The following is a 12,944-nucleotide window of genomic DNA, read 5'->3' as shown; positions in this document are numbered from 1 at the left end:
AGTGATGGTCACCCGCCCGGACAAGGGCGGCCCGACACTCACTCGTCGAAGAAGGCCAGCAACGTGGGCGCAGCCTCGACCCAGGGATCGAACAGGCTGCCGCGGCCCTCGGCGGCCGCCTTCGAGGCCTTCTCCCAGGCGTCCTCGGCCCAGGGAGGTTCGATCAGTCGAGAGTCCTTGATCAGGCAGTGGACGTCCATCGACGTGCGCTTCGGGTGATCGACGTCCCGCTCCCCGCCTCGGATGATCAACGTGGGCACGCGGACGTCCTCGAACTCCCAGTCGGCGACCCCGGGGATCGGTTCGTTGGGCTTCGGGATGAACGCGTCGAGCCAGCGCGTCATCACGCGTTCGAACTCCTCGGCACCGAGCGCGAGCAGCCGGTCCCGGTTGCGGGGGTTCGCGGCCACGAGATCGGCCCAGCTCCCCGCGGGACCCGAGAGCTCGAGGATGCCCTCGATGCCCGAGCTGCGGACGGTGCGCAACTCGGGCATGACGTACACCATCGCGAGGTTCATGGTGCTGAACGTCCCGCCGACGATGGACCAGACCGCGAGCTTGCGGACCCTCTCGGGGTGGAGCATCGAGAACACGATCGAGTCGCGGGCCCCGCCGGACCCGCCGGCCGCGATGACCCGCTCGATCCCGAGCCCGTCGAGCAGCCCGGCGAGGGTGTCCACACGCATGTGCGACTCGCTGCGCCCGTAGAGCTGCACGTCGGAGGCCCCGCAGTTCGGCCGGTCCCACAGCAGGACCCGTTTCCCGCCCGCGGCCAGGGCGTCGGCGAACGGGCGGATGCCGGGATGGTCCTTGCCGAACCGTCCACCGGGGGTGACCACCACGACCTCGCCGTCCTCGGGGCCCACGAACTCGTAGACCACCACTCCGCCGTTGACCTCGATCTCGGGCACGTGCTCCTCCTCGCCTGTCGATCCTCTGGGCCCCGGATGGCACCGGGGCCGGGGTGGACCGGCCCGACCCGCGTCACGCGGGCGTGACCGGCTCCTCGGGGGTGTCCTTGGGCCGTGCGGCGCCCGCCACGTCGGCCCCGGCCGGGTGCACGTCGTCCACCCGGTCGACGGAGCGCAGCGCGTAGTTCGGAGGGCGGCTGGCGACGGCGACGGCGACCGAGACCACGAGCAGGCCGGTGACCAGGTAGATGGGGATCGTGAAGCTGCCGGTGGCGTCCACGAGCAGCCCCGTCACGAACGGTCCGAGACCACCCATCACGCTCACCACGACGGTGCCGATGCCGAAGGCGCGCGAGAAGTCGCGCGCGCCGAAGTAGCGGCTCAGCGCGGTCGGGATCGTCGGCACGAGGAGCCCGTACCCGGCGCCGAAGAGGACCGCGAACAGGTAGAGCAGGACCTCGCTGCGGGCCAGGAGGAACACGACCGAGCCCACCGTCATGGCGACGGTGGCCCCGATCAGCACGTAGTACGGACTCACCCGGTCGCTGAGCCGGCAGAACACGATCCCGGACACGGCCGCGACCCCGCCGGAGATGCCGAGGGCTCCGGACGACGCGATCGCACCCACGCCGATCGTGTCGAGGTAGGTCACCTGGTGTGCGGCGTAGACCCCGAGCGCCCAGGACTCGATGCCGAAGACCGTGAACAGCATCCAGAACAGCGGGGAGCGCACGATCTGCCCGGCGGTCTGCTGCGGCGTCCCCATGTCATCGGCGACCCCCCGCTCGGGGATCACCCGTCCCTCGACGCCGTCCACCCACTGACCGACGTCGCGCGGCCCGTTGCGCAGCGCGAGCGCGGGCAGCGCGAGGACCAGGATGATCCCGGCCAGCACGTACAGGGCCGTACGCCAGCCGAACGCATTGATCAGCACCGCCATCAACGGAGCGAAGATCAGCCCCCCGAAGCCGGCACCGGAGTTGACGAAGCCCATCACCGTCGCGCGTCGGGCCAGGAACCATCGCTGCACGACGGTCGCGGCCGGGAGGTGACCCATGAACGCGTCGGCGAGGCTGAGCGCGACGCCGAAGACCACGATGAACTGCAGCGGGCTGGTCACCATGCCGGTCAGCGCGGTGAACGCCGCGGTCCCGATGCCGCCGCTCACCACCACCGGACGGATCCCGTACCGCGACACCGCCCACCCGGTCAGCGGATTGATGACGACACCGAGCAGGCCGCGGATGAGCAGGGCCGTCGAGGCGACGGCGATGCCCCACGTCACGTCCTTGAGCATTCCGGCGAGCAGTGGCCCCGCGACGAAGTACACGGCCCCGATGGCGGTGCCGTACTGGAGCCAGGCGATCCCGGCCTGCGGATATCCGCGGAAGGCGATCAGGTCTCGCGCCGCGAAGCGCGGGGTCTGTACGGCGACGGGCATGACGAACCTCGTTCGGCGTCGGTGACGGCGTCTCTCACACGGGGACCGGGATGTCGATCGGGCCGGTCGATCGCGCGGCGCACCGGCGCAAGAGCCGTGCGGGTGCGCTCCCCGGCGCGATCGACACGTGGCGGCTGTGAAGGTGCGACCAGAAACTTGTTCGCATCAGCAGTGGCGAAGTTAACAAGTGCGGTGACCTCGGGCAAGGCGTTCCGCGGACGGATTTCTCAGGTTTCCCCGGCGACGTCGTCCCCGGAGTTGAACCGATCGCGCAGGACGAACCGTTGGACCTTGCCCGAGGCCGTCATCGGAAGCTGGTCGACGAACCGCCAGACCACCGGGATCTTGAAGCGCGCGACCTCGCCGGCGAGGTACGCGCGAAGCTCCTCCGCGGTCACCGTCGACCCCGAGGCCCGGACGACGGCCGCGGCCACCCGCTCCCCGAGGCGCTCGTCGTCCAGTCCGACGAGGACGGCGGTCCGGACCCCGGGGTGCCGGAACAGCACGTCCTCGACCTCGGCCGGATAGATGTTCTCCCCGCCACGGATGATCACGTCGCGGACCCGGCCCCGGAACGTGACGTCCCCGTCGGCGCTCATCGAGCCGAGGTCGCCGGTGCGCAGGAAGCCGTCCGCCGTGATGGTCTCCGCGGACCGCTCGGGCATCCGCCAGTACTCGCGCATGACGTAGGGGGACCGCGTCTGGATCTCCCCGACGGCGCCCCGCAGGACGATGTGACCGGACTCCGGGTCGACGATCCGCAGGTCGGCCCCGGCGACCGGACGGCCGACGGTGGTCGCGACGGTCGCCGCGTCGGACCCGGGCGCCGTGGAAGTGATCATCGGGCACTCCGACTGGCCGTAGGTGTTGATCACGGGCGCGCCCAGCTCGGCCTGGATGCGCTCCACCAGAGCCGGGGTTGCGGTCGCCGCCCCCATCGCGACCGAGCGCAGCCCCGCCGAGCCCGGCCCGAGGTGGTCCATCGCGTCGATCACCATCGTGGGGACCCCGCCGATCCGCTTCACCACGCCCTGGTCGAGCAGAGCCATCGTCTCGGCGGGCACGTACTTCTCCACGACGACGAACGCGCCCGCGTCGACCAGCGCGCCGAGGATGACGAAGCAGGACCCACCGATGTGGTGGTACGGCACGGGGTTGAGCCACACGTCCTCGTCGCCGACGACGTCGTGGCGGTTTCGCGTCAGGGCGGCGTTGAGCACCGCCCGGTGGGTCAGCAGCGCACCCTTGGCCCGCCCGGTCGTGCCCGAGGTGAACTGGATCAGGAACGGGTCGTCGGGCCCGACGGCGGGCAGCGTGCCGGCCACTCGCCCGACCGCCCACTCGTCGACGCGCCCGAGCTCGATCACGCGGTCCGCCCCGCAGCACTCCCGCGCCCGCGTGGCCAGGCTCTCCCCGTCATGACCGGCGCCCGCCACGACGAGCACCGGCTCGGCCAGCTCCGCGGCGTGTCGCACCTCGGCGTCGGTCCATCCGGTGTTGAACGGAGCGATCACCAGCCCGGCCAGAGCACACGCGCACTCGAGGACGATCCACTCGACGCTGTTGCGCGACCAGATCGACACCCGCGAGCCGGGCGCGGCCGCACCGGCCAGGGCTCGGGCGAGAGGCCACACCCGCTCGCCGAGCTCGGCGTACGTGACCGGCACCAACCGACCGTCGACCTGTCGGTAGAAGAAGGGCCGCTCCGGGTGTGCGACCACCTGCCGATCCAGCACGTCGGCGACCGACTCGTCGAGCAGCTCGTCGATCCGGTCGGCCGTCCACACGGCCAGGCCCGAGCCGGTCGTCTCCCGAGCGGTCGTCGTCTCCGCAACCATGCGTGTCTCCCGTCCCGATGAAGGCGCCATCTCCGGTGTCCAACTAGGTGGTCGGTTTCACCATCTTGGAACACACGCTCACCCCGGCGCAACGCCCAGGAGCAGCTTCACCGGGCAGGCGTCGGTCCGGACTCCTCGACCCCGGAGCAAGGAGGCGCTAGGTTGCTGACCGCAGAGTTGGTTATCGTGAGGTCCGGCGAGGAGGGCTCGGCCGGGGATCACGACGTCGTGCTGAACCAGATCGCCGAACACGCCCTCGGCCCGCCCGCCTCCTGACCATCCGGTCGAGGTGCGATCAGCGGCGGCTGCGGGGGAGCCCGAGACGTTGCTCGGCGATCAGCCCTCGCAGGATCTCGCTCGTCCCCCCGTACAGGGTGGCGATCTGAGCCTCACGATAGAGCTGCTGCAGTTCTCCTGCGGCGGGGGCGCCCGCGGACCCCGGATCGAGCAGGGCGCGGGCACCCGCGGTCTCGAGCAGCGCCCCGGCCCCGCGCACCAGCGCCTCGGTCCCGTACACCTTCGCGATCGCGCCCTCCACCGCACCGCCCCGCTCGCCCGATCGCGACCAGCTGGCCCGCGCACCCAGCAGCCGGGCCGCCTCGGTCTCCGCGACGACCCGGCCCAGCCGGCTGAGCACCCGGGGGTCGCGCGAGCGTCCCGACTCGTGGGCCCACGAGATCGCCGCGCGCACCAGCCGGCGCAGTTGCGCGGCGAACTCGCCACCGCGCTCGAAGGCCAGCGCGAGGCTGACGATCCGCCAGCCCTCGCCCTCGTCGCCCACCCGCGCGTCGTCGCCCACCCGCACATCGGTGTAGAAGGTCAGGTTGGTGCGCTCCCCGCTGAGGGTGTGCACGGGCGACACCGAGAAGCCCGGCGCACAGGTCGGGACCAGGAACGTCGTCAGCCCGGCGTGCTTGGCCACGGTCGGGTCGGAGCGGGCGAGAAGGAACACGTAGTCCGCCTCGTGGGCGTGGGTCGTGAAGTTCTTCTGGCCCGTGATCCGCCAGCCGTCCCCGTCGTGCACGGCCGCCGTGCGCACCGCGGCCAGGTCCGAGCCGGCGTCGGGCTCGGTGTAACCCAGGCTCAGCAGCATTCGTCCCGCACGGACCGCGGGCAGCACCAGACGCTTCTGTCCGGGTGTGCCGACACGGCGAACGGTCTCGGCGACGACGAGGGTGACGGCGAGGCCCTCGACGGGTGCTCCGGCCGCCGCCAGCTCCTCGTAGAGCACATCCACCTCGGCCCGCTCCCACCCGGCCCCGCCGTCGGCCACCGGCCACGCCGCGCCGACCCAGCCGCGTCGCGCGAGCGCCCGGTGGAACTCTCCGTCGTGATAGGTGCCGGTCGCCGCCACCCGGGCCCGGACGTCGTCGGTCAGGTGCTCGGCGAGGAAGTCCCGGACCTCGCCACGCAGTCGCTCACCGCGCTCGTGCATCGAGAAGTCCATCAGGATGCTCCGACCATCGACGTCCTCCCGATCTCCTCCCAGAGCGTCTCGGGATCGCCGGCCACGAGCGAGCACGCCTTGGCACGACGCACGAAGAGCTGGGCGTCGTACTCGAGGGTGAAGCCGTAGCCGCCGTGCACGTGCAGACACGTCTCGGCGGCCCGCACGGCCGCCGCGGCGGCGACCGCGAACGCGACCGCGGCGGCGGCCGACCACGCCGGGTCCTGGCGGTCGTGCCGCCAGGCCGCTTCCAACGCGAGCAGCCGGGCGCCGTCCACGGCCGACACGGCGTCGGCAAGCTGCTGCTGGAGGGCCTGGAAGGAGCCGATCGGGACCCCGAACTGCTCGCGCTCGCGCGCATAGCGCCCGGCGACCTCGAGCGCCTCGGCCCCGAGGCCCGCGCACGAGGCCGCCGCCCCCAGCCGCCATCGCCCGCGGGCCCGCTCCCACGCCGCGCGGGCCGCCTCGCCGGTGGCCAGGACCCGGCGCCGGACGTCGGGCCCCCGCAGGGGCCGGTCGGCCGCGGCCAGGAATCCGAGGTCCGGCCGGGCGCCCGGTGCCTCCCCGCGCACGAGCACCCACGCGTCCTCGTCGAGCGCGAGGATCGCGTCCGCCACGGCTCCGCCCGGCACGAGGACCGCCACCCCGTCCTCGGCCGCGGCCGGGGCCACCAGCACGATCTCCTCGTCGCCGACCGCCCTCGCGCCGGCATCGGCCAGATCGGCGAGCTCGCGGGCGGCGACGGCCGCCTCGACCAGGGGCACGCACATCAGGCGCCGTCCGGCGAGCTCCGCGACGAGGGCGAGCTGCAGCATCCCGCCGCCGCCACCCCCGCGCTCGTGCGGGACGACCATGTCGACGATCCCGAGGGCGTGCAGGGTCGACCACAGCGCCGGGTCGAAACCGCTCGCGAGGGCCCGGCGCACCCGCGCCACCGACGACTCCCGGTCGAGGACCCGTGCGAACGTCGCGACCAGGCTGCGCTCGTCGTCGGAGAGGTCGAGGTCCACCGTGTCCTCCCGCGGCCGCGTCAGCGATCCCAACTGTTTAGTTGACTATTCCTCGCCCGCCGTGTGAGGTCAACTCGACCGCGCGCAAAGGTGCTCGACCAGGCCCGAGGCGCCGAGGACGCCGACGTCGACCGACTCCTGCTCGCCGACCACATCGTGCTCGGCGAACAGCTCGGCGAGTACGCCGACCCGAGACGCGGCGGCCGCACCGCGGCCGCGCAACCGACCGGGCCCGACGGCCACTGGCTCGAACCTCTGACCACCGTCGCCGCCATGACCGCCGTCACCGACCGGCTGCGCTTCACGACCACGGTCCTGCTCGCGGCACTGCGTCGTCCGATCGTGCTGGCCAAGACCGTCGCCACCCTCGACGCCCTCTCCCGCGGCTCGCTCCGGGTGGCCGCGAACCTGATGGTCCACCGCCGCGAGGACGGCGGTGCGGACCTCGCGCGGACCTTGCGCGGACCTTCGCCCCGGTACCCCACCTCCTGGCGCACGGTGTGACCGACTTCCACGTGATGCCACGGATTCCGGACACACGGCAGGCGACCGCCGACGAGCTCGGCGGCTTCGTCGAGCGCTTCGCCGAGCTGACCGGCTGAGCAGCGTGCGTGTCGGGTGGGCGAGCGCCGCCCTCGCCGCACGATCGCCTCACCGACGGTCGAGCGCGGGCGCCATCTCCGGTGCGGCCAGGCCCTGCATCACGAAGTCGGTGATCTCGTCGACCAGCGCGTCGTCGCCGCGGTCGGCGGGGCGCCGGTACCAGTCGGGGATGTAGGACAGGATGCCGATGATCGAGTACAGGATCGTCGGAGGGTGGATCGAGCGGAACTCGCCGGTCCGCGCTCCCTCGGCCAGCAGCGACTTGACGAACTCCTCGTAGCGGTACATGCGCTGACGCAGCGACTTCGCCTGCTCCGGTTCCAGCGCGAGGTCGATCCACGGCAGCTCCCGGAAGAACACGACGAGCTCGTCGGGCTGGGCCGCCGCCATCGCGACCTGCTCGCGCACGAAGAACCGCATGCGCTCGAGCCCGGTGCCGGTCAGCGGGACCCGACCGAGCAGCTCGAGGGTCGCGTCGATCCGGTCCGAGAGCAGTTCGTAGAGGATGGCGCTCTTCGAGGGGTAGTAGTGATACAAGGTCCCCTTGTTGAGCCCGACCTCCTCGGCGAACTGGTCCATCGTCGACCCGTGATAGCCACGCTCGCGCAGGATGCGCGCCGCGGTAGCTCGGACCTCCGCCCGGCGTGACGGCCTAGGCACTGCGCACCGACCGGATCAGGGCAACCTCAGGCATCGACCGGTTTCCTTCCTCCGCACCGCACGGAGATCAGGATACTCGGCCGACCGGTTGGATGGGCGAGACGGCACTCACGGCACAGGCCCCCCGGCGGCCACCTCCGGCGCCCGATCGGCGCGGCCGAGGACACGAGCGCTGAGCCGTTCGAGCGCGGCGCGGGTCTCCGGGTGGTCGAACGCCACCACCTGAGCCCCGTGCTCGGCGCGCAGCTGGTCGCCCAGGTGAGGGGCCCACGCGCGACGCAACAGCCGCTTGCTCAAACGCACGCCGATCGGCGGCATCGATGCGATCCGCCCGGCCGTCTCGAGGGCGCGTCGCTCGAGGTCGTCGGGCGCCACGCACTCGGACACCAGTCCCAGCTCCCGGGCCTCCGTCGCCGTGATCAACCGTCCGGTGAACATCAGCTCGGCCGCCGTGGAGGCGCCCACCAGCGCCGGCAGCAGCAGGCTCATCCCCAGCTCCGGGGCCAGACCCGCCGGGGCGAACGACGTCGAGAGCCGAGCGGTCTCCGACGCCAACCGGATGTCGTGCAGGAGGGCGAGACCCAGCCCGCCGCCGACCGCCGCGCCGTTGAGGGCGGCGATCGTGGGCTTCTCCAGCTCCCACATCCGCAGGGCCCAGCGTCCGGCGTTGCCGAGCTCGTCGGTGACGGTCTCGTGGGCGGAGTATGCCCGCAGGCCCTTGTCCCCACCGATCGCGTCGCTGCACAGCAGCTCACGCGCCGGCAGGTCGGCCACCCGCTCGAAGTCCGCGACGTCGGCGCCGACGCAGTAGGTGTCGCCGACGCCGACGGTCACGACGGCCCTCACCCGGTCGTCGCGGCCGGCCTCGTCGAACGCCTCGGCCAGCTGCCGGAACAGGGAGCCGCCGACGGCGTTGTGGCGCTGCGGTCGGTTCAACCGCACGAGCATGACACCGCCCTCACGCTCGACGAGAACGTCAGTGCTCCCGGTGCTCCCGGTGCTCCCGGTGCTGTCGCTCTCGGTGCTGTCGCTCACGGTGCGGCCTCGCCGGCCGGCGACCCGTGGCGCTGGTCGCGGGGCACGACCGGCCCTTCCGCCTCGAGATCCCAGGTCCCGTCGGGCACGCCCTCGTCCCGCAGGACGTGCTTCATGATTCGCCCCAGGGCGTTGGCGGGCAGGGACTCACGCAGCTCGACGTACCGCGGCACGGCGAAGTACGGGACCTTGTCGCGAACGAAGGCGACGAACTCGGCACCCGTCAGCGCCGCGCCCGCGGCGAGCACCAGGCTCGCCTTGATGTCGTCGTCACCGAGGCCCGAGGGCACCGCGCTCACCGCCACGTCGGCCACCGCCGGGTGCTCCCGGATCACGCCTTCCAGCGCGAGCGACGACACGTTCTCCCCGCGCCGGCGCACCACGTCCTTGCGACGGTCGACGAACGTGATCGTGCCACCCTCGTCGGCCTTTCCGAGATCGCCGGTGTGGTGCCACAGATTGCGCCGCGAGGTCGCGGTCTCGTCCGGCTTGCGCCAGTAGCCGCTGAACATCGCCTCCGGGACGCGCGGGCGCGCCACGATCTCGCCGCTCTCGCCGGGCGCCACCTCGACGTCGTCGGCGTCGACGACCCGCACGTCGAGCAGCGGGGAGGGGAGGCCGGACGAGGATCGCCGTCGCGGCCCGTCCGGGTCGGTGCACAGCACCGGGACGCACTCGGTCTGCCCGTATCCCTCGGCCATGACCGGAGTGCGGAAGCGGCGCTCGAACTCGAGCTGGCGCTCCGGTGCCATGGGGACCCAGGTGGCGAGCCGGAACGCGTGAGCCCCGTCGTGGGGAGCGGGCGGCTGCTCGAGGATCATGTTTCCCATCGGCCCGACCCCGACGAGGACCGTCGCGTCCGCCGTGGCCGCCTCGGTCATGAACGTCGACGCGTGGAACTCCGGAGCCACGACGATCGACGCCCCGTTCACGAGCGCGGTCATGAACGTGACCATCTGTCCGCTGGTGTGGTACATGGGGAAACCGGTGTAGATCCGGTCCCCCGGCACCGCCCACCGCACCGCCCCGTAGGCGCGGCCGACCGAGACGTAGTACCCGGTGCTGAGCATGCAGCCCTTGGCCGCGGCGGTGGTGCCGGACGTGTACATGATCGAGACGAGATCGCCGGGCCGGGCTCGCGGGTCGAACGTGGTGCGCTCGGTGAGAAGATCGCTGTACGGCACTGAGGCCGCCCCCGGGCCGTCGACGGCCACCACGTCGCGCACCGGTGAGTCGGCGAGGTGCGGCCCTGCCGCCGCGAGGCCGGGGCCGTCGGCGATGAGCACGGACGGGTCGCAGTCGGTGAGCTGGTCGGCGAGGAAGGCGCCCTTGAGCCAGTAGTTGAGCGGCACCTGGACCGCGCCGAGCTTGGCCACCGCGATCAGGATGTCGACGGTCTCGAGACGGTTGGCCAGGAGCCACGCCACCCGGTCGCCGCGCCCGACTCCGAGCCGCGCGAGGCCGGTGGCCAAGCGGTCGCTGCGCTCGTCGAGCTCGGCGAAGGTGAGCCAGTCGGTGCCGACCGCGACGAACGGCGCCTCCGGCGTGGCCTCCAGCCGAGCACGGAACACGGTGTCGACCGTGCGCGCGTCGCGCACCGCGGCCGGGACCCCGGTGTCCTCCCCCGGACCCGCCGGGTCGGTGCCCGTCGCCTCGACCATGCCGGACGTGCCGGTCACGTCCCTCACGTCCCTCACGTCCCTCACGTCCATGGGTCCCCCTCCCCCCGGCACACGAGCGCCCGCGCGATCTCCCGCAGTCGGGGCCCGCTGCGTCCGAAGCGCAGCTGCATGGACTTGGCCCGGCGGAAGTGGTGGTGCAGCACGTGCTCGGTGGTGGTGCCGATACCGCCGTGCACCTGGGCCGCGGTGAGGACGATCTCGACGTAGGAGCGGCCGGCCGTGAAGGCGGCCACAGCGCAGTTCACCCAGCGGTCGGTGTCCAGGACGGCCAGGTCCAGCGCCTCCGCGCAGGCGAGCTCCGCGGCGTCGGCGGCGATGGCCATCCGGGCGAGATGGTGACGGACGGCCTGCTTGGCGCCGATCGGCGCGCCGAACTGCTGGCGCTCGCGGGCGTACCGCGCCGACATCTCGAGCACGGCCTCACCACCACCGACCATGGCGGCGGCCCGCAGCAGGTCGGCCCGCCCCACGGCGCGCGCCGCGTCGTCCGTGGCCGCCACGACGCCCGTGCCCGGCACCCGGAGCCCGCCGAGGTCGACCAGGGCCACCGATTCGTTGTCGGTGCTGCGCGCCGGGACGACCCGATCACCCAGCTCGTTCCGGTCGACGGTGAAGCACAGCGAGCGGTCCCCGCCGTCCAGGGGGACGAGCACCACCACGATCTCGGCCTGCTCGGCCCACTCGACCACCACCGGCGGTCCGGACAGGAGGTAGCCGTCGCCCTCGGCGGCGGCCGCGACGACGGGGTCGGCGGGAGCCACCAGCGCCGCCGGGACGCCGTCCACCGCGATGCGGGAGCAGGCGGCGTCGGACCGGCCGTCGGTGTCCAGCGCCCGCAGCACGGTGCCGGCCCGCATCGTGGCCAGCAGCGGCGAGGCGTACGCCGCCCGCCCGGCCTCGCGGGCGACGGTCGCGGCGTCGGCGAGCGAGCCACCGGACCCCCCGACGTGCGCGGGCTGATCGATGGCGGTCCACCCGAGCTCGGTCATCCGGCGCCAGCGGTCCGGTTCGTACTGCGCCGCGGACCCCTCGACCCGGTTCAGGTGCTCGTTGTCGACGAAGCTCGAGAAGAACGACCGAGCGGTGGCGGCCAGGGCGGTCCGGTCCTCGACCTCGGTCACGGTCATCGGGGCATCCCCAACCTGCGCGTCGCGATGATGTCGAGCTGGATCTCGTTGGTTCCCCCGCCGAAACGCCAGACCGGCGAGGACCGCAGTCCCCGCTCGAGATGACCGCCCGCCGGCGCCTCGTCGTCGCCGAGCGCCAGCGTCCCCCGCTCCCCGACGAGGTCGAGACCCGAGTCGCAGACACGCTGGCGCAGTTCCCCCCACCAGATCTTGTTGACCGACGCCTCGGCGACGGGGACCTCCCCGGCGGTGAGCATGCGCGCGCCGCGGTGGGCGAACATCCGGCAGATCTCCACGTCGACCGCGAGCTCGCCGATCGTCTCGAGCGCCCGGACGGACTCGGGCCCGTCGCCGTCGAGCAGGCCCTCGTCCGCCGCCCAGTCGGTCAGCTGGCGTAGTTCCCAGCGCGGCTCGTTGTGGTAGAACATCCGTTCGAAGTTCAGGGCCGTGGTGACCGCGTGCCAGCCCTCGTTCTCGGCACCGATGCGCTCGCGCTGCGGAACGCGGACGTGGTCGAGGAAGAGCTCGTTGGTCTGCTCGCCGCCCTGGGTCAGGATGGGCCTGACGGTGATCCCGGGCGCGTCGAGCGGGACGACGAGCACGGTGATGCCACGGTGCCGGTCGGCCTGCTCCCCGGTCCGGACCGCCAGCCAGACATGCGTGGCCTCGGTCGCACCGGTGGTCCACACCTTCTGGCCGGTGACGACGTAGTCGTCCCCGTCGAGCACCGCGCGAGTGCGCAGCGCGCCCAGGTCGCTGCCGGCGTCGGGCTCGCTGTAGCCGATCGCGAGAGTGATCTCGCCCCGCAGGATGCCGGACAGGTACCGGGCCTTCTGGTCGTCGTCGCCGAGCAGCGCGATGGCCGGGCCGACCACGTTGAACGTGGAGAGCCCGTTGGTCAGGCGCCGGTGGTAGAGCTCCTCGGCGAACAGCCAGTGGTGTATCGGGGACAGGCCGAGACCACCGACCTCCCGGGGCCAGGCGACGCCGAGCCACCCGTCCTGTCCCAGCCTGCGCAGGAACCGCCGACCGGCGTCGCGCGCCTGCATCGGATCGTCGATGTTCTCCCGGCGTGCGGCCTCGACGAGGTCGGCGTCCAGACCGTCGAGGTAGGACCGGAACCGCGAGAGGAACTCGCGGTGCTCCGGGTCGAGCGTCGCCTGCACCCTGGTCGTCCCTTCGTTGCTGGC

At 72.6% G+C, this 12,944-nt stretch carries 11 protein-coding genes; 1 reads left to right on the top strand and 10 read right to left on the bottom strand.

All coding sequences use genetic code 11. The annotated features are described in order from the left end of the window. Nucleotides 1-38 precede the first annotated feature (38 nt). The 5 genes from AC2A1K_RS24665 to AC2A1K_RS24645 all read right to left on the bottom strand — a co-directional run bounded on the left by AC2A1K_RS24665 (nt 39) and on the right by AC2A1K_RS24645 (nt 6,647). On the bottom strand, nt 39-911 hold the full coding sequence (locus AC2A1K_RS24665; RefSeq protein ID WP_483898981.1) for an alpha/beta fold hydrolase: 873 nt from the start codon (nt 909-911) through the stop codon (nt 39-41). Nucleotides 912-984: 73 nt separating this feature from the next. Beyond that, nucleotides 985-2,352, bottom strand: a complete 1,368-nt coding sequence (locus tag AC2A1K_RS24660) for an MFS transporter (RefSeq protein ID WP_483898980.1) — start codon at nt 2,350-2,352, stop codon at nt 985-987. Between the two features lie 227 nt (nt 2,353-2,579). Then, entirely contained in the window at nt 2,580-4,190 is a 1,611-nt protein-coding gene (locus tag AC2A1K_RS24655) for a class I adenylate-forming enzyme family protein (protein ID WP_483898979.1), read from the bottom strand. 295 nt (nt 4,191-4,485) lie between these two features. After that, nucleotides 4,486-5,637, bottom strand: coding sequence for an acyl-CoA dehydrogenase family protein (locus AC2A1K_RS24650; protein WP_483898978.1), 1,152 nt, complete (start codon nt 5,635-5,637; stop codon nt 4,486-4,488). Beyond that, a complete protein-coding gene (locus tag AC2A1K_RS24645; protein ID WP_483898977.1) occupies nt 5,637-6,647 on the bottom strand; it encodes an acyl-CoA dehydrogenase family protein in 1,011 nt (336 codons plus the stop codon). The genes AC2A1K_RS24650 and AC2A1K_RS24645 overlap by 1 nt, the downstream gene beginning before the upstream one ends. Before the next feature lie 90 nt (nt 6,648-6,737). Between AC2A1K_RS24645 and AC2A1K_RS24640 the strand changes: the two genes are divergently transcribed. Beyond that, entirely contained in the window at nt 6,738-7,151 is a 414-nt protein-coding gene (locus AC2A1K_RS24640) for an LLM class flavin-dependent oxidoreductase (RefSeq protein ID WP_483898976.1), read from the top strand. A 147-nt stretch (nt 7,152-7,298) separates the two neighbouring features. On the opposite strand, the gene AC2A1K_RS24635 is transcribed toward AC2A1K_RS24640, so the two are convergent. The 5 genes from AC2A1K_RS24635 to AC2A1K_RS24615 form a co-directional block, all read right to left on the bottom strand. Continuing rightward, the gene (locus AC2A1K_RS24635) at nt 7,299-7,910 is read right to left on the bottom strand and encodes a TetR/AcrR family transcriptional regulator (protein ID WP_483898975.1); all 612 of its coding nucleotides are present in this window, start codon (nt 7,908-7,910) and stop codon (nt 7,299-7,301) included. 108 nt (nt 7,911-8,018) lie between these two features. Next, on the bottom strand, nt 8,019-8,945 hold the full coding sequence (locus tag AC2A1K_RS24630) for an enoyl-CoA hydratase/isomerase family protein (RefSeq protein ID WP_483898974.1): 927 nt from the start codon (nt 8,943-8,945) through the stop codon (nt 8,019-8,021). Continuing rightward, nucleotides 8,942-10,624 carry an AMP-binding protein gene (locus AC2A1K_RS24625; RefSeq protein WP_483898973.1) on the bottom strand — a complete coding sequence of 561 codons (1,683 nt, stop codon included), beginning with the start codon at nt 10,622-10,624 and terminating at the stop codon, nt 8,942-8,944. The genes AC2A1K_RS24630 and AC2A1K_RS24625 overlap by 4 nt, the downstream gene beginning before the upstream one ends. Before the next feature lie 23 nt (nt 10,625-10,647). After that, entirely contained in the window at nt 10,648-11,754 is a 1,107-nt protein-coding gene (locus AC2A1K_RS24620; RefSeq protein WP_483898972.1) for an acyl-CoA dehydrogenase family protein, read from the bottom strand. Further along, nucleotides 11,751-12,920 (bottom strand): acyl-CoA dehydrogenase family protein, encoded by a 1,170-nt coding sequence (locus AC2A1K_RS24615; protein WP_483898971.1) that lies wholly within the window; start codon nt 12,918-12,920, stop codon nt 11,751-11,753. The genes AC2A1K_RS24620 and AC2A1K_RS24615 overlap by 4 nt, the downstream gene beginning before the upstream one ends. Nucleotides 12,921-12,944 lie beyond the last annotated feature (24 nt).

This window comes from Actinomycetospora sp. 2LY8.5 (assembly GCF_057180585.1).
Note: the sequence above shows the minus strand (reverse complement) of the source record. Positions and strands in the feature narration are given on the sequence as shown.